Source organism: Erwinia sp. HDF1-3R (genome assembly GCF_039621855.1).
GTDB lineage: Bacteria > Pseudomonadota > Gammaproteobacteria > Enterobacterales > Enterobacteriaceae > Erwinia.
This window is the reverse complement of the sequence record NZ_CP155071.1, coordinates 2,023,917-2,046,243: the sequence shown is the minus strand read 5'-3', so window position 1 is coordinate 2,046,243 and position 22,327 is coordinate 2,023,917. Positions and strand designations below refer to the sequence as shown.

Annotated in this window: 19 protein-coding genes and 1 pseudogene; 12 read left to right on the top strand and 8 right to left on the bottom strand. The window is 55.0% G+C overall.

The window, feature by feature from the left end; genetic code table 11:
• The first annotated feature begins 235 nt into the window (after positions 1-235).
• Genes AAGR22_RS09400 through AAGR22_RS09390 form a run of 3 tightly spaced genes read left to right on the top strand, consistent with a single transcriptional unit; the run spans position 236 to position 3,377 of the window.
• Entirely contained in the window at positions 236-1,180 is a 945-nt protein-coding gene (locus tag AAGR22_RS09400; protein ID WP_345831350.1) for a sulfotransferase, read from the top strand.
• An 11-nt stretch (positions 1,181-1,191) separates the two neighbouring features.
• Positions 1,192-1,941, top strand: a complete 750-nt coding sequence (locus AAGR22_RS09395; RefSeq protein WP_345831349.1) for an MFS transporter — start codon at positions 1,192-1,194, stop codon at positions 1,939-1,941.
• A gap of 53 nt (positions 1,942-1,994) precedes the next feature.
• The gene (locus tag AAGR22_RS09390; RefSeq protein WP_345831348.1) at positions 1,995-3,377 is read left to right on the top strand and encodes a condensation domain-containing protein; all 1,383 of its coding nucleotides are present in this window, start codon (positions 1,995-1,997) and stop codon (positions 3,375-3,377) included.
• A 54-nt stretch (positions 3,378-3,431) separates the two neighbouring features.
• Here the strand turns inward: AAGR22_RS09390 and icd are convergent, their stop codons facing one another.
• Positions 3,432-4,682 (bottom strand): NADP-dependent isocitrate dehydrogenase, encoded by a 1,251-nt coding sequence (icd, locus tag AAGR22_RS09385; RefSeq protein ID WP_345831347.1) that lies wholly within the window; start codon positions 4,680-4,682, stop codon positions 3,432-3,434.
• 101 nt (positions 4,683-4,783) lie between these two features.
• On the opposite strand from icd, the gene rluE reads away from it, so the two are divergent.
• From rluE to AAGR22_RS09345, 8 genes are all read left to right on the top strand, one after another.
• Complete coding sequence (gene rluE / locus AAGR22_RS09380) at positions 4,784-5,434, top strand: 23S rRNA pseudouridine(2457) synthase RluE (RefSeq protein WP_345831346.1); 651 nt, start codon at positions 4,784-4,786, stop codon at positions 5,432-5,434.
• Positions 5,435-5,461: 27 nt separating this feature from the next.
• On the top strand, positions 5,462-5,938 hold the full coding sequence (locus tag AAGR22_RS09375; RefSeq protein ID WP_067703283.1) for an NUDIX hydrolase: 477 nt from the start codon (positions 5,462-5,464) through the stop codon (positions 5,936-5,938).
• Between the two features lie 57 nt (positions 5,939-5,995).
• Entirely contained in the window at positions 5,996-7,099 is a 1,104-nt protein-coding gene (gene mnmA, locus AAGR22_RS09370) for a tRNA 2-thiouridine(34) synthase MnmA (protein WP_345831345.1), read from the top strand.
• A 67-nt stretch (positions 7,100-7,166) separates the two neighbouring features.
• A complete protein-coding gene (gene hflD, locus AAGR22_RS09365) occupies positions 7,167-7,811 on the top strand; it encodes a high frequency lysogenization protein HflD (protein WP_067703725.1) in 645 nt (214 codons plus the stop codon).
• Positions 7,812-7,843: 32 nt separating this feature from the next.
• Positions 7,844-9,214 carry an adenylosuccinate lyase gene (gene purB, locus AAGR22_RS09360; protein WP_345831344.1) on the top strand — a complete coding sequence of 457 codons (1,371 nt, stop codon included), beginning with the start codon at positions 7,844-7,846 and terminating at the stop codon, positions 9,212-9,214.
• A gap of 126 nt (positions 9,215-9,340) precedes the next feature.
• On the top strand, positions 9,341-10,009 hold the full coding sequence (phoP, locus tag AAGR22_RS09355; RefSeq protein WP_345831343.1) for a two-component system response regulator PhoP: 669 nt from the start codon (positions 9,341-9,343) through the stop codon (positions 10,007-10,009).
• Between the two features lie 4 nt (positions 10,010-10,013).
• Positions 10,014-11,468 (top strand): two-component system sensor histidine kinase PhoQ, encoded by a 1,455-nt coding sequence (gene phoQ, locus AAGR22_RS09350; RefSeq protein ID WP_067703273.1) that lies wholly within the window; start codon positions 10,014-10,016, stop codon positions 11,466-11,468.
• Positions 11,469-11,561: 93 nt separating this feature from the next.
• The gene (locus tag AAGR22_RS09345; protein WP_345831342.1) at positions 11,562-12,689 is read left to right on the top strand and encodes a cupin domain-containing protein; all 1,128 of its coding nucleotides are present in this window, start codon (positions 11,562-11,564) and stop codon (positions 12,687-12,689) included.
• Positions 12,690-12,869: 180 nt separating this feature from the next.
• Here the strand turns inward: AAGR22_RS09345 and pepT are convergent, their stop codons facing one another.
• Together pepT and AAGR22_RS09335 are read right to left on the bottom strand one after the other, a co-directional pair.
• Complete coding sequence (gene pepT / locus AAGR22_RS09340) at positions 12,870-14,105, bottom strand: peptidase T (RefSeq protein WP_067703267.1); 1,236 nt, start codon at positions 14,103-14,105, stop codon at positions 12,870-12,872.
• 129 nt (positions 14,106-14,234) lie between these two features.
• Entirely contained in the window at positions 14,235-14,816 is a 582-nt protein-coding gene (locus tag AAGR22_RS09335; RefSeq protein WP_345831573.1) for an XRE family transcriptional regulator, read from the bottom strand.
• A 340-nt stretch (positions 14,817-15,156) separates the two neighbouring features.
• On the opposite strand from AAGR22_RS09335, the gene AAGR22_RS09330 reads away from it, so the two are divergent.
• Positions 15,157-16,347, top strand: coding sequence for a benzoate/H(+) symporter BenE family transporter (locus AAGR22_RS09330; RefSeq protein WP_345831341.1), 1,191 nt, complete (start codon positions 15,157-15,159; stop codon positions 16,345-16,347).
• 24 nt (positions 16,348-16,371) lie between these two features.
• On the opposite strand, the gene AAGR22_RS09325 is transcribed toward AAGR22_RS09330, so the two are convergent.
• From AAGR22_RS09325 to AAGR22_RS09305, 5 genes and pseudogenes are all read right to left on the bottom strand, one after another.
• Positions 16,372-17,340 carry an oligopeptide/dipeptide ABC transporter ATP-binding protein gene (locus AAGR22_RS09325; protein ID WP_345831340.1) on the bottom strand — a complete coding sequence of 323 codons (969 nt, stop codon included), beginning with the start codon at positions 17,338-17,340 and terminating at the stop codon, positions 16,372-16,374.
• Positions 17,341-17,471: 131 nt separating this feature from the next.
• Positions 17,472-18,401, bottom strand: a pseudogene (locus tag AAGR22_RS09320) (ABC transporter ATP-binding protein); the annotation flags it as partial.
• Entirely contained in the window at positions 18,398-19,345 is a 948-nt protein-coding gene (gene opp4C / locus AAGR22_RS09315; protein ID WP_067703256.1) for an oligopeptide ABC transporter permease, read from the bottom strand. The gene opp4C and the pseudogene AAGR22_RS09320, both read right to left, overlap by 4 nt.
• Entirely contained in the window at positions 19,345-20,304 is a 960-nt protein-coding gene (locus AAGR22_RS09310) for an ABC transporter permease (RefSeq protein ID WP_067703254.1), read from the bottom strand. The genes opp4C and AAGR22_RS09310 overlap by 1 nt, the downstream gene beginning before the upstream one ends.
• A gap of 50 nt (positions 20,305-20,354) precedes the next feature.
• Positions 20,355-22,004, bottom strand: a complete 1,650-nt coding sequence (locus tag AAGR22_RS09305; protein ID WP_345831339.1) for an ABC transporter substrate-binding protein — start codon at positions 22,002-22,004, stop codon at positions 20,355-20,357.
• Positions 22,005-22,327: the final 323 nt, after the last annotated feature.

Genomic DNA, 22,327 nt, shown 5'->3' with positions numbered 1-22,327 from the left:
TCAGGCGTGACATACTCTAAATAGTACCAGCGTGTCAGTAGATTTCTTGAGTATATAATTAGCAAAATTTGGGTTAAAGTCGATAATTATATTTGCTAATGTTAAGTAAAACTAACAAAACCAACCTAGTAATCTGCAGACTATGCATGGTAGAAACGGGTGAGATTTACGCGATCAATATTATCTTTTTTTCATTTAAAACAGTTAGTTAAAAACACTACAGGTAGGGGTAATTATGTCTGATTATGAAGCTAAGGCTGCCAAACATTTATTATCAAATCCGATCTTTCTGGGGGGTGAAAATCGATCGGGTACCACCTTGCTGAGTGTGATTCTTGACTCTCATCCGGATCTAAGAATTGCACCCGAAATAGATTTTACTGAACCTGTTAATCTCGGGCCACATATCCTGGAAGCGTGCGATTTTATGGATGAAAATCCTGCAATCCTTATTGGAGCAACGAAAGATTCTATCCCCTTAAAATGGTATGACGGCATACATTTTGTCGCCCAGTGCGAACGCTCTGGCTTGTGTCGTGAAGAGATCAGGTCGCAAATTGTAGACGTGATGAGACGGCGCAGGAGCAACCTTTTAGATTTAGACGGCCGTTGCTTTCTAATTGAATCCCTTGGTGAATATTTACGTGAGAAAGCGGGTAAACAGCGCTGGGGAATTAAGCTTCAGAGAAAAATCAAAGATGTTGCTCGTTATTCCGCCATCTGGCCCAGAGCACATTTTATTCACATCATTCGGGATGGCCGCGATTTGTCGGCATCGCACCTTAAAACTGTACCCGACTGGGGCTACAAGAGTGTGGCGGAAGCGGCAAAAGGCTGGCTCGAAATTGTCGGGGAGGCACACAGAATGGCGCCGAGGGAGCGATATCTCGAAATAAAATATGAAGAATTGGTTCTCAATCCACAGACTGTACTGAGACAGATCGTCGATTTCCTTGGGCTGCCCTGGAGTGAAGCTCCGCTGCGGCATACAGAACAACATCACGCCCTTAATGACAATCCCTGGGGACACCCCGCTGCTGAAGCAGTCAGTAAACCGCTGTATACCGATCGCAGTGGTCGTTATATGAAAGATTTATCGCCTGCACAAATTAAAGAGTTTGAAAAAATTGCCGGGGACGAATTACAACGTCTTGGATATGGTTTAACAGTCCACCGATAATCAGGTACCTAATGATGAAGAGCTTACCACAATCAACTCTCCGCTTGCCGTCATCTTTTTTTCTGATTCTTAGCGGACAGTTTGTTTCTTTGCCTGGTACGCAGGTAACCGTTCTTGCCATTCCGTTGACGACCATAACGCTGAATAAGGCCGCTCCTCTGAATACCAGTATACTGATTGCTTGTGGACGGGCGCCTTATTTTCTCTTAGGAATTTTTACAGGGGTGCCTGTCGACAAGGTTCCTCACATAAAACTTTTACTGACAACGAATTTATTAATGTCAGTCACTATTTTTACCCTGTCCCTGCTCTATTTTAACAGTGGCTATATCAGCATGGTCCACCTGTATACGGTTGCATTAACTATGGGTGTTGCAGCGATGGTGGCAGATATAACCTTCCTGACATTGATACCCACCTTAGTACCCTGTTACTTATTAACACAAGCTCAAAACCAGGTAGAACTACTTCAGTCAATCGCGACTATGGTGGGGCTTCCTCTTGCTGGCTGGATGATAGCGATCTTAACATCCCCTGTTGCTGTACTTGCCGATGCCTTATCATTTCTTTTAGTGGTCGCATTAATCCCTTTTGTTTCAAACTCAAAAAAAACCGCCATTATTAGTGAACCCAAACCGGAAGATAATGCAATAAAACATACGAAACTGACGCACAATTCACTTCGTGAATTTTTTAAATCCTCGCCGCTTTATGAATCTTCTTTTCACCTCTTCGCAAGGTGCGCACATCACAGTTGCTGACAGTAAATAATCATCATACCTCATCCACGCAGGCAGATTAAAAAGGAAAATTTATGAAGTTTTCTGATATGTCATCAATTACGGTCCCCCCTGGGGAGCTGACTCTCTGGCATGTTCGTGGGCCACATATCTCGGACATTCGTTGGATTACCGACAAGAGGAGAGCTGCACTTAATCAGGAAAGCAGTATATTAGACATAGTGGAGGCCAGAAAATCTGGTCAGGCTAATCCATCCTGGCTGGCTTGTCGTTTCTCTATGGCCAGCGATATTAATACCGACGCCTTTGCAAAGACTATAAGCGCCTGGACCGACCGCCATGAAAACTTAAGAACTCATCTTATAAGTTCTGGCTACCCACTCCAGAGGGTAACACTGGCAGAAGGTAATCTTAAGGTTGAACAAGAAACCCCGCCTCACATTTCCGTTCGCAGCCAGTTAATAAATTACCTGGAAAATAGATTTGACACTGAGGTCGGTCCATTACACTGGCCTGGCTATTTGATTGCCACTGTTTCAAATACTCATTCAACTACTGTGTTTGTAGCTATAGACCATACTTTAACGGATGGATACTCCATTCTTGAAGTACCGTATGAATTTCACACACTTTATACCGCTTTTATGACGTCATCAGATATGACATCCTTCAAGGACATTTTACCTTCGGTTATCAGCTACCCTGATTTTGCCGAGGAAGAACGAGCGGCGGCCGATATGATTCATTCTGATGATGAAGATATTTTACGCTGGAAGAAGTTTATTCTGGAGTCAGGAGGGGAACTTCCCAAATTTCCAATCCCTATAGATGCATCGGTAATACCTGGCCGCGCACAGTTTGAAGATTATGTCGAACTGCTTGATATGAAAACCGCTTCTCTATTTGGAAAAGCTTGCCGTTCAGCTGGTGGTGATATTTTTTCGGGCTTACTCACCTGTATGGCGAGTGTAACTTATCAAATCACGGGAGCTTCTGAATTTAGAACAATGATCCCACTTCATACTCATAAGAACCAACGTCAATCTTCAATGGGATGGTATGTGGGTATGGCCCCCGTTTCTTTTCAGATCGATGGCGATGCAGATTTTGAAAAAACGCTTTCTAAGGCCGTCTGCGGATTGCGAGGTGTAAAAAATTTAGCGAGAATACCCATTCCAAAACTGTCTGAACTCCTTAAACAACCGCTACGCGATCCCTTTATGGTTTCGTTTATGGACCTGCGCCGCGTTGCAGGTTCAGCAAACTGGACAGAATGGCAAACCAGTACTCTGCGCTGTCGTAGCTTTGATCCCTATGAAATTTGCTTTTGGTTTTTTCTTACCCGTAACGGCCTGTTTGTTAATTATCGCTATCCAGCTTCTGAGGTAGCTAAAGCTGTGCTATCCGATTTTGTCACGCGGATTAAAGCCATGACGCTATCCATACCTGACCTGTGATGCGCTGCAAACGGCGCTATGGCGGGAGCAGAACGCCCCCGCCGATCGGCACACTTACATGTGCTGAATCATAGCATCGCCGAACTCTGACGATTTCAGCAGCTTAGCGCCGTCCATCAGACGCTCAAAATCGTAGGTGACGGTTTTGGCGGCAATAGCCCCTTCCATACCTTTGATAATCAGGTCTGCGGCTTCGGTCCAGCCCATATGACGCAGCATCATTTCCGCTGACAGAATAACGGAACCTGGGTTCACTTTATCCTGACCGGCATACTTAGGTGCCGTGCCGTGGGTCGCTTCAAACAGCGCGCATTCGTCGCCAATGTTCGCACCAGGCGCAATACCGATGCCGCCTACCTGCGCCGCCAGGGCATCAGAAATGTAGTCACCGTTCAGGTTCATACAGGCAATCACATCGTACTCGGCCGGGCGTAACAGGATCTGCTGCAGGAACGCATCGGCGATCACGTCTTTAACAACGATCTCTTTACCGGTGTTTGGATTCTTAATTTTCATCCACGGACCACCGTCAATCAGCTCGCCGCCGAACGCTTCTTTCGCCAGCTGGTATCCCCAGTCTTTGAAAGCGCCTTCGGTGAACTTCATGATGTTGCCCTTGTGCACCAGCGTCACGGAGTCGCGATCGTTAGCGATCGCGTACTCGATCGCCGCACGCACCAGGCGCTTAGTCCCCTCTTCTGAGCACGGCTTCACGCCGATACCACACTGTTCTGGGAAGCGAATTTTGTTAACGCCCATTTCATCGCGCAGGAACTTGATCACTTTATCCGCTTCGGCAGAACCCGCCTTCCACTCGATACCGGCATAAATATCTTCAGCGTTCTCGCGGAAAATCACCATATCCGTGTCTTCCGGGCGTTTAACCGGGCTTGGCGTACCGGTGTAATAGCGCACCGGACGCAGGCAGATGTAGAGATCAAGCTGCTGGCGCAGTGCCACGTTCAGTGAACGAATACCGCCGCCGACCGGGGTGGTCAGAGGGCCTTTGATTGCCACGCGATACTCTTTAATCAGATCCAGCGTCTCTTCCGGCAGCCAGACGTCCTGGCCATAGAGCGCGACCGATTTTTCGCCGGTGTAAATTTCCATCCAGGAGATTTTACGGTCACCGTTATAAGCTTTCTGTACAGCGGCATCGACCACTTTGATCATTACGGGTGACACATCAACGCCAATACCATCACCTTCAATAAACGGGATGATTGGGTTGTTTGGTACGTTCAGTTTTCCCTGATCCAGGGTGATTTTCTGACCTTCCGCCGGAACAACTACTTTGCTTTCCATTAACCTCTCCTTCGAACGCTTTTTTGTTAATGATTTGTAAGATGCGCGTCAATACTACTTGAATATTGACGTCGCGCCAATCATCTCGGGTTTGCGGTATAATGCGCTCATTATCACTCAGTGCAAAGACTATGCGTAAATCTTCCCTTATGAATCACCGCGTTAAACGCCCCTCCGCGCCCGCTGCCGCTAAGGGGCCCCGACGTATCATAATTTTTAACAAACCCTTCGACGTGCTGCCTCAGTTCACCGACGAAGCGGGCCGCGGCACGCTAAAGGATTTTATTCCGGTGGCTGACGTCTACGCGGCGGGTCGCCTGGATCGTGACAGCGAGGGCCTGATGGTGCTGACTAACGACGGGCCGCTTCAGGCCAGGCTAACGCAGCCGGGAAAACGAACCGGTAAAATTTATTTTGTCCAGGTCGAAGGCGATCCCAGCGACGACGATCTCCAGCCGCTGCGAAATGGCGTGCTGCTGAAAGATGGCCCCACGCTGCCTGCTCAGGTGGCGCGGGTGCAGGAGCCAGAGTGGCTGTGGCCGCGCAACCCGCCCATTCGCGAGCGCAAAGCAATCCCCACCCGCTGGCTTAAGATTACCCTTTTTGAAGGGCGTAACCGTCAGGTCCGGAGAATGACGGCGCATATTGGCTTCCCGACGCTGCGTCTGATACGTTTTGCCATGGGCCCGCTACAGTTGCAGGACCTTGCTCCCGGCGAATGGCGCGATATCACCGACGCGTGCTCGCTGTGAGTTATCACTCTTTTCAAGGAGGCAGGCATGTTTAAACCGCACGTTACCGTAGCCACCGTGGTGCAGGCTGAAGGTCAGTATCTGGTGGTGGAAGAGATGGTGCGCGGTCGCGCCACCTGGAACCAGCCGGCAGGCCATCTCGAAGCTAATGAGACGCTGCTTCAGGCTGCCGCGCGCGAACTCTATGAGGAAACCGGCATTGAGGGCGTTCCTCAGGCTTTTCTCCGTCTGCATCAGTGGATCGCGCCCGATAATACGCCGTTTTTACGTTTTTTATTCGCGCTGGATTTACCGAAAGTGCTGCCCACCTATCCGCAGGATCGCGATATTGACCGCTGCTGGTGGCTGCCTGCCGAAGAAATTCTGAGCGCGAAAAAGCTGCGTTCTCCGCTGGTTGCAGAAAGCATTCTTATTTATCAGCAGGGTACGCGCTATCCGCTAGAGGTGCTGAGCGCCTTCCAGTGGCCGTTTAGCGAGGATGCGCCCGCCCCGGACGCGTGGTAAACTACGCCGCAATTTTACGGGGCGCTTTTCCATCGCCACTAACGTCAGGTATTTCTCATGTCTCAAAGCCAGAAAAAAGTGATCGTCGGCATGTCCGGCGGCGTCGACTCCTCCGTTTCTGCCTGGTTACTGCAACAGCAGGGTTACCAGGTCGAAGGCCTGTTTATGAAAAACTGGGAGGAGGACGACGGTGAGGAATACTGCACCGCCGCAGAGGATCTGGCTGATGCACAGGCGGTCTGTGACAAACTGGGCATGGTGCTGCACACCGTAAACTTTGCCGCCGAGTACTGGGACAACGTTTTTGAACTCTTCCTGGAGGAGTATAAGGCGGGCCGCACCCCTAACCCCGACATTCTCTGCAATAAAGAGATCAAATTTAAAGCCTTCCTCGAGCATGCCGCAGAAGATTTGGGTGCGGACTACATCGCCACCGGTCACTACGTGCGGCGTCAGGACGTTGACGGTAAAAGCCGCCTGCTGCGGGGACTGGACGACAATAAAGACCAGAGCTACTTCCTCTACACGCTTAGCCACCAGCAGATTGCGCAGAGCCTGTTCCCGGTAGGCGAACTCTCCAAGCCGGAGGTGCGCCGTCTGGCGGAACAGCTGGAGCTGGTGACTGCGGCGAAAAAAGACTCTACCGGCATCTGCTTTATCGGGGAGCGTAAATTCCGCGATTTCCTCGGCCGCTATCTGCCCGCACAGCCGGGTGCCATTGTCACCACCGAAGGCGAAACGGTCGGCGAGCATCAGGGACTGATGTACCATACCCTCGGTCAGCGTAAAGGCCTGGGGATTGGCGGCACCCGCGAAGGCAGCGAAGATCCCTGGTATGTGGTGGACAAAGACGTGACGAATAACCTGCTGGTGGTTGCGCAGGGCCATGAGCATCCCCGCCTGATGTCGCTGGGGCTTGTCGCACAGCAGCTGCACTGGGTTGACCGCGAGACGTTACGCGCGCCGCTGCGCTGCACGGTGAAAACGCGTTATCGTCAGGCCGATATCGCCTGTACGGTCACCCCGCTGGGTGACGATCGTCTGGAAGTTCGCTTCGACCAGCCGGTCGCCGCGGTGACGCCAGGCCAGTCAGCCGTATTTTATCTTGATGAAATTTGCCTGGGCGGCGGTATTATCGAAGCGCGCCTGCCGCTGCTATAACGGCATTGTGGCGACAATATGCTGCCCGACGCGTTGACCGGGCAGCCGGGTACAAACAGGAGTGACCCTGGTGAAAAATTATTACGATATTACGCTGGCGCTGGCAGGTATCTGCCAGTCGGCTCACCTGGTGCAGCAGCTGGCGCATCAGGGAAACTGTCCGGCTGAGGCACTGGATACGTCTCTGCGAAGCGTGGTGGATATGAATCCGGGCTCCACGCTGGCGGTATTCGGCAATGATGAATCCAATCTGCGCTTTGGTATAGAGACGCTGCTGGCGGTACTGAACAGCAGCAGCCGCAAGGGTGCAGGCGCGGAGCTGACCCGCTACCTGCTGAGTCTGATGGTGCTTGAGCGCAAGCTGAGCGCCAATAAAAATGCACTCGACGAGCTGGCTTCGCGTATCGCACAGCTGGACCGCCAGCTGGCGCACTACGAGTTAACCTCTGATACGCTGCTCAGTGCGATGGCGGCTATTTACGTCGACGTGATAAGCCCGCTTGGCCCGCGTATTCAGGTCACCGGCTCCCCGGCTGTTCTGCAAAACAGTCAGATCCAGAGTAAAGTACGTGCCGCGCTGCTGGCCGGTATCCGTGCTGCCGTATTGTGGCATCAGGTCGGCGGCGGCAGGCTGCAGCTGATGTTTTCACGCAATCGCCTTGCCAGTGAGGCAAAGCGCATGCTGTCCCGAATGGACGAGTCTTCACTCTAAATTTTTTGTTAACCTTTTCAGGAGTTGCACTGATGGAATTATCCTCTCTGACTGCCGTTTCACCCGTGGATGGCCGCTATGGCGACAAAGTCAGCCCGCTGCGCGGCATTTTCAGCGAATTCGGCCTGCTGAAATTTCGCGTAGAGGTTGAAGTTCGCTGGCTGCAAAAGCTGGCCGCCTGTGCAGAAATTGGAGAAGTTCCTGCATTTGAAGCCGACGCAAACGCTTTCCTTGATGAAATTGTTGCCAGCTTTAGTGAAGATGATGCGGCACGCATCAAAACCATCGAGCGCACCACCAATCATGATGTCAAAGCGGTTGAATACTTTCTGAAAGAAAAAGTGGCCTCTCAGCCCGCCCTGCATGCGGTATCCGAATTTATTCACTTCGCCTGTACCTCCGAAGATATTAATAATCTCTCCCACGCGCTGATGCTTGAAACCGCGCGCCGCGAGGTGATCCTGCCTTACTGGCAGCAGATTATCACCGCCGTGAAGGCGCTGGCCGTCGAGTATCGGGATATCCCCCTGCTCTCACGTACCCATGGTCAGCCTGCCACGCCGTCAACGCTGGGCAAAGAGATGGCCAACGTCGCTTACCGCTTTGAGCGCCAGCTGCGCCAGCTGGAACGCATTGAGATACTGGGCAAAATCAACGGCGCGGTCGGTAACTACAACGCCCACATTGCCGCCTATCCGGAAGTGGACTGGCACCAGCTTAGCGAAAGCTTTGTGACCTCACTGGGCATTACCTGGAACCCCTACACCACGCAGATCGAACCGCACGACTACATCGCGGAACTCTTTGACTGCATGGCGCGATTCAATACCATCCTGATCGATTTCGATCGTGACGTCTGGGGCTATATCGCGTTGAATCACTTTAAGCAGAAAACCATTGCGGGTGAAATTGGCTCCTCCACCATGCCGCATAAGGTCAACCCCATCGATTTCGAGAACTCCGAAGGCAACCTGGGGCTGGCCAATGCGGTAATGCAGCACCTGGCCAGCAAACTGCCGCTTTCCCGCTGGCAGCGCGATCTGACCGACTCTACCGTTCTGCGTAATCTGGGCGTGGGCATCGGCTATGCGCTGATAGCCTATCAGTCGACGCTGAAAGGCATTTCCAAGCTTGAAGTCAACCGTGACCGGCTGCTGGATGAGCTGGACCATAACTGGGAAGTGCTGGCCGAGCCCATTCAGACCGTGATGCGTCGTTATGCCATTGAAAAGCCTTATGAAAAACTCAAAGAGCTGACGCGTGGCAAGCGCGTTGATGCCGAAGGCATGAAAACCTTTATCGACAGCCTGGCGCTGCCGGAAGAGGAGAAAACCCGCCTCAAAGCCATGACGCCAGCCAACTACCTTGGCCGTGCCATTCAGATGGTCGATGATTTAAAATAAGTCTGCTCTTCGGGCCGCCTCAGGGCGGCCCACGTTAACCTGCTGTTTATTCGCTTTCACCTATACTCTTCAAAGACTAAAATAAGGCTCTGGGGCCGCTCACATCATATATAAAGGATATCCGTTATGCGCGTACTGGTCGTGGAAGATAACCCTCTGCTCCGTCATCATCTTGCCGTCCAGCTGCGGGAGTTAGGTCATCAGGTTGATGCAGCAGAAGATGCCAAAGAGGCGGACTATTTCCTCAGTGAACACACGCCGGATATCACGCTGGTGGATTTAGGATTACCTGACGAAGACGGCATGACGCTGATTCGCCGCTGGCGGGGAGAAGAGGTGAAGCAGCCGATTCTGGTACTGACCGCGCGTGACGGCTGGCAGGCGAAGGTTGAAGCGCTGGAAGCCGGTGCCGATGACTACGTGACCAAGCCCTTCCATATTGAAGAGGTGGTCGCCCGCATGCAGGCGCTGATGCGTCGTAACAGCGGGCTGGCGTCGCAGATTATTACCATCGCCCCTTTCCAGGTCGACCTCTCGCGTCGTGAACTGACCATTAACGAAAGGTACATTAAGCTGACCGCCTTTGAATATACCATTATTGAAACGCTGATCCGGAATGCGGGCAAGGTGGTCAGCAAAGACTCGCTGATGCTCCAGCTCTATCCTGATGCCGAACTGCGTGAGAGTCATACGATCGACGTCCTGATGGGAAGATTGCGTAAGAAGATGCAGGCAGAGCATCCGACCGACGTGATAACTACCGTCCGGGGCCAGGGCTACCGGTTCGATCTCTAAGCCGATGACCCACTTTCGTCCTAAAAAACCTTTCTCACTGCGGGCGCGCTTTCTGATGGCTACCGCAGCGGTGGTGCTGATCCTCTCGCTCTCCTACGGGATGGTGGCGGTGTTTGGCTATGTGGTGAGCTTCGATAAAAATACCTATCGGGTGATGCGCGGTGAAAGTAATCTCTTTTTCACCCTGGCGCAGTGGCACGATGGCAAACTGACCATCGCTAAGCCGGAGACCCTCTCTCTTAATTTTCCCACTCTGGTGTTTATCTACAATGAGAAGGGCAAGCTGCTCTGGCAGCTGCGCGACGTGCCTGAAATCCGCGATAAAATCAAACGTGAATGGCTGAAGCGCGCGGACTTTTATGAAATTGATACCGATAACAGCACCAGCCGTCAGGCATTAGGCGATAACCAGGAAGCGCAGAACAAACTGACCGCCTATGATGACGATAATAACGACACCTTTACCCACTCCGTGGCGGTTAACCGTTATGAGGCGACGCCGACCCTGCCCGCACTGACCATCGTGGTGGTGGACTCGATTCCACAGGAGCTTCAGCATTCCGACGTCGTCTGGTCCTGGTTCAGCTATGTGCTGCTGGTTAACCTGCTGCTGGTTATTCCCCTGCTGTGGCTGGCCGCCCACTGGAGCCTGCGCCCTATTGGCACGCTTGCCAGTCAGGTTCGGGAGCTGGAGAGCGGCAATCGGGATACGCTTGACCCACTGCCGCCGCAGGAGCTCAAAAGCCTGGTGAGGAACCTGAACCTGCTGCTGGACAATGAGCATCAGCGCTACACGCGCTATCGCACCACGCTAAGCGACCTGACGCACAGTCTTAAAACCCCGCTGGCGGTGCTGCAAACCACGCTGCGTTCGCTGCGCGGCAACCTGACGATTGAGCAGGCCGAACCTATTATGCTGGAACAAATCAGCCGTATTTCCCAGCAGATTGGTTACTACCTGCACCGCGCCAGCATGCAGGCCGACCACAACGTGCTGAAGCGTGAACTGCACTCGGTTCCCGCCCTGCTGGACAGCCTCTGCTCTGCACTGAATAAAGTTTATCAGCGCAAGGGCGTGTCGCTAACGCTGGATATCTCCCCCGAGGTCACGTTCGTTGGCGAACAAAATGACTTTATGGAAGTGATGGGCAATATCCTTGATAACGCCTGCAAATATTGCCTGGAGTTTGTGGAAATCAGCGTGATGCAAACCGAGGACCAGCTGCATCTGATTGTCGACGATGACGGGCCAGGGATCCCCGAAAGCAAGCGCTCGCTGATCTTTATTCGCGGCCAGCGGGCGGATACCCTGCGTCCCGGCCAGGGGCTGGGCCTCTCGGTCGCCCGGGATATACTGGAGCAGTATGCCGGAGACATCATCGCGACCACCAGTGAACTGGGTGGCGCGCGCATGGAAGTGATCTTCAAGCGGCAGGAAGTGCTGCATGATGATGAATAGTTGCTGCTCTCCCCCCGCGGTGGCAAATGCGTTTCCCCGCCCCTGCCCGGGGCTGTTATAATCGAACAAATTCAGCTTTCAGGAAATGTCATTATGGCGTATCAGCTCGACCTCAACTGGCCCGATTTTATTGCACGCTACTGGCAGAAACGCCCGGTTGTGCTTAAGCGCGGCTTCAAAAATTTTGTCGACCCGATTTCTCCGGATGAACTGGCAGGCCTGGCGATGGAAAGTGACGTTGACAGCCGTCTGGTCAGTCACCAGGACGGGAAATGGCAGGTGGGTCACGGTCCATTTGAAAGCTACGATCATCTGGGTGAAAACAACTGGTCGCTGCTGGTACAGGCCGTTGACCACTGGCATGAGCCTTCTGCCGCTCTGATGCGGCCGTTCCGCTTTCTGCCCGACTGGCGCATCGACGATCTGATGATTTCGTTCTCCGTCCCCGGCGGCGGCGTGGGTCCCCATCTTGACCAGTACGATGTGTTTATTATTCAGGGCACCGGCCGCCGTCGCTGGCGCGTGGGCGAGAAGGTGGCGATGAAACAGCACTGCCCGCATCCCGATCTGCTCCAGGTCGAGCCTTTCGACGCCATTATTGATGAAGAGATGGAGCCGGGTGATATCCTCTATATCCCACCAGGATTCCCGCATGAAGGTTACTCACTCGAAAATGCCATCAACTACTCCGTTGGCTTTCGCGCCCCCAGTGGCCGTGAGCTGATCAGCGGTTTCGCGGACTATGTGTTGTCAAATGAGCTTGGCAGCTATCGCTTTACCGATCCTGACGTCCCGGCGCGTGATAACCAGGCAGAGATCCTGCCGGAAGAGATTGATGGTATCCGTAAAATGATGCTGGATGTGGTGAATCAGCCGGAGCAGTTCAATCAGTGGTTTGGCGAGTTTATCTCCCAGTCGCGCCACGAACTGGATGTCGCCCCGCCGGAGCCGCCGTATCAGCCTGATGAAATTTATGATGCGCTGCAGCAGGGTGATTCTCTCTCACGCCTGGGTGGACTGCGCGTCGTACAGATTGGGCATGCGGTATTTGTGAACGGTGAAAAGGTTGAATCGCCGCACCGCGAGGCGCTAAAGGTACTGGCCAGTCAGCATACCCTTAGCGCTGAAGCGCTCGGAGCCGCACTCGACGATCCCTCTTTCCTGGCCCAGCTTTCCGCACTGGTCAACTGCGGCTACTGGTACTTTGGCGAAGAAGAGTAACGGCAGTTTGGGGTACCCGCCGCGTTGTATTAAGCATCCCGGCCATAAAGGCGGTATGGGTACCCGTCGCGTTGTATTATCATCCCGGCCATAATGGCGCTCTCAGCGTATAAGCAGCCGATTTAACGACGGCGCAACAGAGCACCGTCGGTAAACGGGAAGCGTAAAACAGGTCGGGCGCTACTGCCCGGCATACTTTTCTGCGGTCAGCGCGGCGATACGGGTAATGACCGTTACCGCCTTCTCCATATTATTCAGCGAGGCAAACTCATGTTTGCCATGATAGTTATAGCCACCGGTAAACAGATTCGGGCAGGGTAAGCCCATAAAAGAGAGGGCTGCACCGTCGGTTCCTCCGCGAATGGGCTTAACATCGGGTTCGATATCACAATCGCGTATCGCCTGTAGCGCGATATCAATAATATGATGATGCGCCTCTACCTTTTCCCGCATATTGAAATAGCTGTCGTCGAATGACACTTCAATATGACAGGGCTGATGCAGCGTTTGCGTTAATCTGTCCGCAATTTCCTTCATCACCGCTTTACGCGCCTTAAACGTGTCGCGACTGAAATCACGGATGATGTAGTTCATTTCGGCTTTATCCACGCCCCCTTTGATGCCGTGGAGATGGTAAAAACCTTCATAGCCTGAGGTATGCTCGGGAACCTCTTTTTCCGGCATGGCGGCATGAAAACGCATCGCTAAATCCAGCGCATTGACCATCACGCCCTTTGCCGTACCGGGATGGACGTTGTTACCGGTGATTTTTACCGTGGCAGAAGCGGCGTTGAAATTCTCATATTCAAATTCACCTATACCGCTGCCGTCGACGGTATAGGCCCATCGCGCACCAAAGGCATTCACGTCGAAACAGCGGGTGCCCTTCCCGATTTCTTCATCCGGGGTAAAGGCCACGCAGATATCACCGTGGGGAATATTCTCATCCTGCAGGCGTGCCAGCGCGGTCATAATCTCTGCCACGCCGGCTTTATCGTCGGCGCCGAGGAGCGTTTTACCGTCGGTGGTGATTAACGTATGCCCGATCAGGCTGTGCAGCACGGGGAACATCACCGGCGAAAGGGATTCTTCGCCATTACCCAGCGCAATGTCGCCCCCGCGATAGTTCTCAACAATCTGCGGATTAACGTTCTTAGCCGTGAAATCCGGTGAGGTGTCCATATGCGCGATAAAGCCAATGGCCGGAACGGGCCAGGAAACGGTAGACGGCAGAGTGGCCATAACAATGCCGTGTTCGCTAAGGGTGACATTGCTCAGGCCCAGCGCCTCCAGCTCATCCTTCAGTACCCTCGCCAGCGTCCACTGCCCCTCCGTGCTGGGAACCTGCCGCACGTGACTCTTTGACTGGGTGTCACAGGATACATAATTTAAAAAGCGATCGAGTAATCTGTTCATCTGCCGTCCCTCTGAATGCCAGTGCTTATTATCGGAAACTTATTTTACAAAGTATTGCGTCAGGTCAGTCGGGGGTGAGTTTATTTCTTCATATTCACGCCTGCCGTAACACCTTTGCCGGTTAAACCCTTATTCCGGGCTATCTAAGCGCAGCGGATAGTGTATCAGGCTGTAAAAGCGCACCCTTGCCTGCGTCTGATTATGATAACGGTGGGGTCGGTCAGCCGCAAAGCGCAGCGCCTCACCGGCCACCAGCCTGTACCCGTGGTCATCAACGTTAAGCATCAGCGCCCCTTCCGTCACCACCACATGCTCAATCACCCCCCTTTCGTGAGCCGCCGATTCACTGATCCCGCCCGGTGCCAGCTCAACGGTCAGCATGTCTAATCCCAGGGTTTTGTCGTAAGGAAACAGGGAGGCAGCCTGCATGGTAGCGCTGCGCTGCTGCCACAACGGTAATTTCTCACTGCGCAGCACCGTCGCGGGAGGTGCGCAGGGCCCGATGCCTGAAATAAACAGCGAAAACGGCGCATTAAAGCCGGTAGCAATTTTCCACAGGGTTGCCACCGTGGGGCTGGATTCACCCCGCTCTATCTGGCCCAGCATGGCTTTACTGACGCCGGTGTGCAGCGCGGCTTCGCTGAGACTCCATGCACGTTCTGTGCGCAGGGATTTTAGCGTCTGACCGGGTTCAGGGTAGCCCTCGTCCATTTCTCCTCCACAACTCTTACACATCTCTTCCAGATCGGGCAAAAGCATAACGGCTTCCCGGTGCTGGCGCATCTCGCCATCCCGATTAAGCGGTCTCGCCCGCACGGTTAAGCTGTCACGGCCTCTTTATTTTACCTGAGACTAAAGGGGACGCCGCTCTGAGGGAAATGATTTTATTGCAGGTCAAAAATTTATTCGGTCAAGCCACCCGCGCCGCAATGACCTGAATGAGCGTTAATCTTGTGCGTTAATCTTGTACGTTAATCTTGTGCGTTAATCTTGTGCGCTATAACGCACAATGATAGCTTGTGTCTCATCCCAGTGCTAATCCGAGGTCAACATGCGCCCAGAGTTGTCGCTTCGCCATCTGACGATACAGGCGATGAGTGCCGGATTTGTCGCCGTGCTGGTGGGTTATACCAGCTCCGCCGCTATTATTTTCCAGGCCGCAGGCGCGGCGGGTGCCAGTGAACTCCAGACCGGCGGCTGGCTGACCATGCTGGGGCTGGCAATGGGTGTAACGTCGCTGGGGCTTTCACTCTCGTATCGCGCCCCGATCCTTACCGCCTGGTCGACGCCGGGGGCCGCCCTGCTGGTCACCAGTCTGCCGGGAACGCCACTCGACCAGGCCATTGGGGTGTTTGTGTTTGCTGCCGGATTAATTTTCCTCTGCGGCGTCACCGGTCTGTTTGCCCGGCTGATCGGTCATATCCCACAGGCCATTTCAGCAGCCATGCTGGCGGGGATCCTGCTGCGATTTGGGCTGGACGCCGTGGGGGCGCTGAAGCTGAACTTTACGCTGACCGCCAGCATGTGCCTGGTCTGGCTGCTGTCACGACGCTACCTGCCCCGCTATGCGATAGTGATAACCCTGCTGGCGGGATTAGCGATCGCGGCGGCGAGCGGCGAGATCCATTTTTCTTCTCAGCCGGTTCGCTTAGCCATGCCGCAGTTTATCGCGCCGCACTTTACCCTGTCGACGCTGCTGGGTATCGGCATCCCTTTTTTCCTGGTCACCATGGCCTCGCAAAATGCGCCCGGTATCGCTACCCTCCAGGCTGCGGGCTATCCGGCTCCCGTCTCTTCATTAATGAGCTGGACCGGCCTGACCGCCCTGCTCCTGGCCCCGTTTGGCGGCTTTACCGTCTGCATCGCAGCCATTACCGCAGCAATCTGCATGGGCCCGGATGTGCATCCCGATCCGCAGCGCCGCTACTGGGCTGCCGCCTGCGCGGGCTTCTTCTATCTGCTGGCCGGGCTATTTGGCGCGGCCATCGGGCAGCTGTTTAGTGCCCTGCCGCCCGCGTTGATTCATACCCTTGCCGGGCTGGCGCTGCTGGGTACCCTGGCAGGCAGCCTGCAGCGCGCCGTGGCGAATGAGAAACAGCGTGAAGCGGCGGTGATTACCTTTCTGATCACCGCCTCCGGTCTGACGATGCTGGGAATAGGCGCGGCCTTCTGGGGGCTGGTCGGCGGCGTGCTGTGCCATCTGATCTTCTCCCTCCCCGGCCTCGGGAGAGGTCAGAATTAATCCACCCATTCGATGCCCTGCCTTCTACTCCACCAAATGACACGCGACAAAGTGCTCACGCGCAACCTGCCGCAGCACGGGAGGTTCCCGACGGCAGAGAGCCGTTGCCAGTGGGCAGCGGGCAGAGAAGCGACACCCGGAGGGAGGACGTGAAGGATCGGGGATCTCGCCCTGGACTATCGCTGTTGGTTCACTGCCCGGGTCCAGCGTGGGTACCGCAGCCAGCAGCGCCTGCGTGTAGGGGTGCAGCGGCTGGCTGAACAGCGCGTCACGGCTGGCGGTCTCCACCAGCTGGCCAAGATACATTACCGCAACGTCATCGCACAGATGCTCGACCACGCCGAGATCGTGGGAGATAAACAGAAAGGTTACACCGCGCTCATCGCGCAGATCGGAAAACAGATTGATAATCTGCGCCTGAATCGAAACGTCCAGCGCCGAAATGGGCTCATCGGCAACAATAAAATCCGGATTGAGGATCAGTGCACGGGCAATGCCGATGCGCTGACGCTGACCGCCGGAGAACTCATGCGGAAAACGGTCGTAATGTTCGGGGGCGAGGCCGCAAACTTTCATGACATCAATCACCCTGTCATACAGTGCCGCACGGCTGCAGAGCTTGTGCTCCAGCATCGCTTCACCAATGGCGTCGCCGACGCGAATGCGCGGGTTCAGCGAGCTGTAAGGATCCTGAAACACCAGCTGTATCTTTGGCCGCAGCGCGCGCAGTTCCGCCTGCGATAGCGTCTCTGTCTCCTGCCCGCGATATTTCACGCTGCCCGCCGTTTTGTCATACAGCCCCAGCAGCGTGCGGCCAACCGTGGTTTTACCGCTTCCTGACTCCCCCACCAGCCCAAAAATCGTCCCCTGCCGGATACGGAAACTCACACCATCTACCGCGCGGAGCTGCCCGGTTTCCCGGCCAAACAGCCCGTCACGCAGCGGGAAGTGCTTTTTCAGCCCTTCCACTTCAATAACATACTCGGCGTTCATTTTACTGGCTCCGCTAACGCACTGTGGAAACAGGCTGCCTGTCGCACCTGTCTGACCGACTTCTGCACCTCTCCGCCCGGCTGTCGCGCCTGTCTGAGCAACTGTGGCGCCTGTCTGACCAACTGTGGCGCCTGTCCAACCAAAGGAGGAATGCCGCGACGACAGCGCGCGGTTGCCCGGTCGCAGCGGTCCACGAAGGCGCAGTAAGGCGGCAGTGCGGCCAGATCCGGCACCTGACCGGGGATCGAGTAGAGCCGCCGCCGCCGTTCTCCCGGCACCGGACGCGAGGCGATAAGTCCCCGGGTATAAGGATGCAGCGGGTTACGCAGTACTTCAGCGGTGGGTCCCTGCTCGACGATACGTCCGGCATACATCACCACTACCTGCTCCGCCATCTGTGCGATAACGCCTAAGTCATGGGTGATCAGCATCAGCGCCATCCGGTGTGCCCGCGCCTGGTCTCGCAGCAGCTGCAGGATTTGCGCCTGTACGGTCACATCCAGCGCGGTGGTCGGCTCATCGGCAATCAGCAGCTTCGGCTTACAGCTCAGCGCCATGGCGATCATTATGCGCTGGAGCATACCGCCGGATAGCTGATGTGGGTAGGCGCGCATCAGCTTCTCCGCCCCCGCCAGCCCCACCTCAGAGATCAGCCGCGTCGCCTGCTGCCAGGCGGCTTTGGGCGACGCTGCGCGGTGGCGGATTAGCGGCTCGCACAGCTGTTCGCCAATCGTCAGCACCGGATTCAGGGCGCTCATCGGCTCCTGAAAAATCATCGCCAGCTCGTTGCCACGCAGATCGGCCATCTTTGTAGATTTGAGCCGCAGCAGATCGCTGCCCTGGAAGCGAATCTCGCCGCCGTCGATGCGCGCCGCCTGAGGCGGAAGCAGACCCATAAGCGACATCGCGGTGACGCTCTTACCGCAGCCCGACTCACCCACAATGCCGAGAGTCTGCCCGGCATTGATCGAAAAGGAGACCTCCTGCACCGCCCGTACGCGGCCCTGCCCGGCGGCAAACGAGACGGATAACCGGTCAAAAGCGATCAGCGGCGCGCTCACTTCAGACTCCTTTTCATCTTCGGATCCAGCGCATCGCGCAGGCCATCGCCCAGCACATTAATGGCGATGACGGTGATAAAAATGGCGATACCCGGCGGCATCCACAGCCACGGGCGGCGCTGAAAATCGATCAGGCTGTTGGCCGCATCCATCATATTGCCCCATGAAGGCATCGGCGGCACGACGCCAAGCCCCAGATAGCTCAGCGCGGATTCGCTAAGAATGGCATTCGCCACCGCCATGGTTGCCATGACCACCAGAATCGGGACAGTGTTGGGCAGCAGATGTCCAAACAGACGGCGGCGCGATGAGAGGCCAAGGATGCGCGTCGCCAGCATAAAATCGCGCTCGCGCAGGGAGAGGATCTGCCCGCGCACCAGCCGCGCCAGCTTTGGCCACTCCAGCAGGCTTAACATCACCACCACCATATAGATACGCGAATCCGGTGAGAAATCGAGTTCCGAAAGCATCGCCCCGGCCACAATCAGCAGCGGCAGCCCGGGAATGGTCATCACCAGGTCTGCCAGCCGCATAATAATCTTATCGGTCAGACCACCCGCATAGCCTGATACCGCGCCGAGCAGATAACCAAGCGTCACGGAGAGCAGCATGGTGAGCAGGCCGATAATCAGCGAGATGCGGCCGGCCATCAGCAGACGGGTATACACGTCACGGCCGAGAAAATCCGTCCCAAGCCAGTGCGCGGCGCCGGGCGGTTTATTGATCATTAGCGCATCGGTGGCATCATCCTGCCACGGTGACCAGAGCGGGCCGAGTACGCACCAGACGGCCATCACAGTCAGTAATAACAGGCACAGCATCGCCAGCGGGTTCCGGCGCAGCGCGTGCCAGGCCTGATGCCATGGGGAGGGCGTCACCTGTGCCAGCATCGGTAATTCCGCTTTACGCAGGCGGCGACCGGTTGAAAATAACGAACTGAGCATCACGACCTCACACGAATGCGCGGGTCAGCCCACGCGTAAAGCACGTCGGCAATCAGGTTGCCGAGAATGGTTAATACCGCCAGAAACAGGGTGAAGCCCATCAGCACCGGGTAATCCCGGGCGGCCAGCGAGTCGATATGGATATGCCCGGCACCGGGCCAGTTAAAGACCTTTTCCGTAATAATGGCGCCGGAGAAGAGTCCGGGCAGTTCAAACCCGAGCAGGGTAATCACCGGCAGTAGCGCATTGCGCAGCGCGTGACGGAAGATCACCGTGCGTTCGCGCAGTCCTTTGGCGCGTGCGGTGCGGATAAAATCCATCTTCACCACGTCCAGCATGCTGGCGCGAAAATAGCGCGTCAGGCTGCCCGCCTGAAGCATCACCAGCGCCACAACCGGCAGCGCCAGGTGTGCAGCCACCTGCATGACCCACGCCCAGCCGGTCGCGTCGCTGCCGGTATTCGTCATGCCACCCACCGGAAGCCAGTGCAGATCGACGGCAAACCATTTAATAAGCAGCAGGCAGAGGAAAAAGGTAGGGAACGACATGGCGGCGAAGACCAGGATGCTGACCAGATGGTCGAACAGCGAATTGGGTTTCATCGCCGAGGCAACGCCGACCGTAAGCCCGATGCCCCAGTAAAGCACCAGCGCAACGATCGCCAGCAGGAAGGAGTTCCAGATGTACTGATCGAGCAGCTGACTGACCGGGATCTGATATTGCAGCGAGAAGCCCAGATCTCCGCGTACCAGCTGAGCAAGCCAGTGCAGATAGCGGCTGAACAGCGGCTGGTCGAGGCCATAAATAGCCTTCAGCTCTGCGGCGCGGGCGGCGGTAAGCGTGATATTGCCATCAATAAAGTCGCCGGGGGTTTTCGCAAACAGCATAAAGATAATAAATGAGGCGAGTAGCAGCATCGGCAGCGTTTGCAGCAGTCGCCGCAGAATAAAATTTCTCATCACGTTTTCCAACAGCCGCCGGAACGCCCGGCGGCCGCGACAGAGAGGGGTTATCGGGTGATTTTCACATCCGGCAGGCTGCCGGTGAGCCCGTTATAGATATCGGGTTTAAAGCCGCTGACCCTGGCGCTGCTTGCCGAGAGGATCTGCCGGTAGCCCAGCAGGATCGCCGGCGGATCGGCTGCCAGCACCTGGTATAGCTGATGATAAATGGGTTTACGTTTATCAACGTCCAGCACCGCATTACCCTCGCCGATAAGCTTGTCGACCTGCGGATTGTTATACCCGGACTCTTTCGCCTCGGTACTGTAGAAGTCCCAGACGCCGTCGTGGGGGTCGTTCAGCGTACTGGTACTGAAAGAGGCCAGGTCATAGTTACCCGCTTTGCGCTGCGCCATCAGCGCATTGAAATCCACCACCTGCGGCTTCAGCAGCACGCCAATCTGCCGCCAGTTCTCTTTAGCAATAGGGATCAGCGCATCATTAAGCACTTTCTTGCTCACCAGCAGCGTCAGTTCCAGCCGCTTACCCGCTTTAACGCGAATACCGTCGGGTCCCGGCTTCCAGCCCGCCTCATCCAGCAGCCTGCTGGCCTGCGCCGGGTCGTATTTATAGGGATTTACCCCCTGGGTGTCATAAGCCCAGGAGATCGGCGCAATGGGTTCATTAGCTACCCTGCCGTAGCCCTGATACACCACATCGATCAGCTTCTGACGGTCCAGCCCGTAGATCAGCGCCTGACGCACTTTCACATCCTGCAGCGCCGGACGTCGAACGTTGAATTCCACCTTGCTGTAATCACTTGAGCCGTACAGATTTATATTGGCAAAGCCGAGCAGCTTCAGCTGCTCAATATCATCCGGACGCGATGTGAACGCGTCGTAGTCGGTTTCGCCAGTCTGGAACAGCTGGAAGTTGGTAGAGGGATTCGTAACACGATAGATAAAGCGCGGCGTGGGTGGCGTACCGCGATAAAAATGGCTATTGGCGTGAAAGCGGATCTCCTGACCGGGAAGGTATTTATCGTAGACGTAAGGCCCGTTGCCCAGCGGTTTGCCGTGCAGAGTCCGCAGATAATCCAGATTACCGCGCTGATAACCTTTGCCGTACCAGGCTTTGGACAGCACCGGCCCGCCGATCTTTGCGAGCGTGGTAGCACCTGGCTGGGTGGTAGTGACCTGTAACGTCAGCGGGTCAATCACCTTCAGGCCACTGACGCTGTCGGCCTTACCGGCTTTATACCCGGCGCCACCGGCAATATTGGCGAGGGTGATATCGGTATCCCCATCATAGTGCGGATCGTATAGCACGGTGAGGGTAAAGGCGACGTCAGCAGCGGTGAGCGGAGAGCCATCGCTGAAGGTCAGGTTCGGGCGCAGTTTGATGGTATAGACTTTATTATCAGGACTGACGGTCCAGCTTGCTGCCAGCCCCGGCACCAGCTTACCCTGACTGTCCCAGTCAATCAGACGGGAGAAAATCACGTTGGTGACGTTCTCGTCCCAGCCGTTAACAAAAAAGTAGGGATTAAAAATCCCCTGAGGTTCGGAGATACCCGCGACCACGGTATCTTTACGCTGCTCTGCCGCCGCCGGGATCTGGCTGGCATCCGTTGCAGGCGTGACCCCCTCCCTGAGTATCTCATCGGCGTTTGCAAAGGAAGAGAAAGCCATCATGCTGCTGAGCAGCGCGATATTCATTGCTGACGTTACGCCCGCTGGTTTTATTTTTAATCTGGTTAGTAACCCGTTCAAAACTGTTCCCTCATCAAATAATTGCCTGTTGAAATGACAAATAATGACGAAAGATAAGAGTCGCCCCCGTTCCTGTCTAACAACGAAAGCGTATGACTTATAACAATATATCCTTAGTAAATAGGTAGCAAAGCAATGCTGAATTCATGCTAAAGCCTGGGTGCAGCGCAGTTAACTGCCTTTCGTTTGCGGGAGAAAATTGCCGGAAAGAGTATATGCACGCTAAACACAGGGCCACATTTTTTGCATCATAACAGCGGAATATTTAC

Bases quoted from the DNA above. Each gene is read 5' to 3' on its own strand.
- AAGR22_RS09400 (WP_345831350.1), top strand. From the start codon at position 236: ATGTCTGATTATGAAGCTAAGGCTGCCAAACATTTATTATCAAATCCG.
- AAGR22_RS09395 (WP_345831349.1), top strand. From the start codon at position 1,192: ATGATGAAGAGCTTACCACAATCAACTCTCCGCTTGCCGTCATCTTTT.
- AAGR22_RS09390 (WP_345831348.1), top strand. From the start codon at position 1,995: ATGAAGTTTTCTGATATGTCATCAATTACGGTCCCCCCTGGGGAGCTG.
- icd (WP_345831347.1), bottom strand. From the start codon at position 4,682: ATGGAAAGCAAAGTAGTTGTTCCGGCGGAAGGTCAGAAAATCACCCTG.
- rluE (WP_345831346.1), top strand. From the start codon at position 4,784: ATGCGCTCATTATCACTCAGTGCAAAGACTATGCGTAAATCTTCCCTT.
- AAGR22_RS09375 (WP_067703283.1), top strand. From the start codon at position 5,462: ATGTTTAAACCGCACGTTACCGTAGCCACCGTGGTGCAGGCTGAAGGT.
- mnmA (WP_345831345.1), top strand. From the start codon at position 5,996: ATGTCTCAAAGCCAGAAAAAAGTGATCGTCGGCATGTCCGGCGGCGTC.
- purB (WP_345831344.1), top strand. From the start codon at position 7,844: ATGGAATTATCCTCTCTGACTGCCGTTTCACCCGTGGATGGCCGCTAT.
- phoP (WP_345831343.1), top strand. From the start codon at position 9,341: ATGCGCGTACTGGTCGTGGAAGATAACCCTCTGCTCCGTCATCATCTT.
- phoQ (WP_067703273.1), top strand. From the start codon at position 10,014: ATGACCCACTTTCGTCCTAAAAAACCTTTCTCACTGCGGGCGCGCTTT.
- AAGR22_RS09345 (WP_345831342.1), top strand. From the start codon at position 11,562: ATGGCGTATCAGCTCGACCTCAACTGGCCCGATTTTATTGCACGCTAC.
- pepT (WP_067703267.1), bottom strand. From the start codon at position 14,105: ATGAACAGATTACTCGATCGCTTTTTAAATTATGTATCCTGTGACACC.
- AAGR22_RS09335 (WP_345831573.1), bottom strand. From the start codon at position 14,816: ATGGACGAGGGCTACCCTGAACCCGGTCAGACGCTAAAATCCCTGCGC.
- AAGR22_RS09330 (WP_345831341.1), top strand. From the start codon at position 15,157: ATGCGCCCAGAGTTGTCGCTTCGCCATCTGACGATACAGGCGATGAGT.
- AAGR22_RS09325 (WP_345831340.1), bottom strand. From the start codon at position 17,340: ATGAACGCCGAGTATGTTATTGAAGTGGAAGGGCTGAAAAAGCACTTC.
- opp4C (WP_067703256.1), bottom strand. From the start codon at position 19,345: ATGCTCAGTTCGTTATTTTCAACCGGTCGCCGCCTGCGTAAAGCGGAA.
- AAGR22_RS09310 (WP_067703254.1), bottom strand. From the start codon at position 20,304: ATGAGAAATTTTATTCTGCGGCGACTGCTGCAAACGCTGCCGATGCTG.
- AAGR22_RS09305 (WP_345831339.1), bottom strand. From the start codon at position 22,004: ATGAATATCGCGCTGCTCAGCAGCATGATGGCTTTCTCTTCCTTTGCA.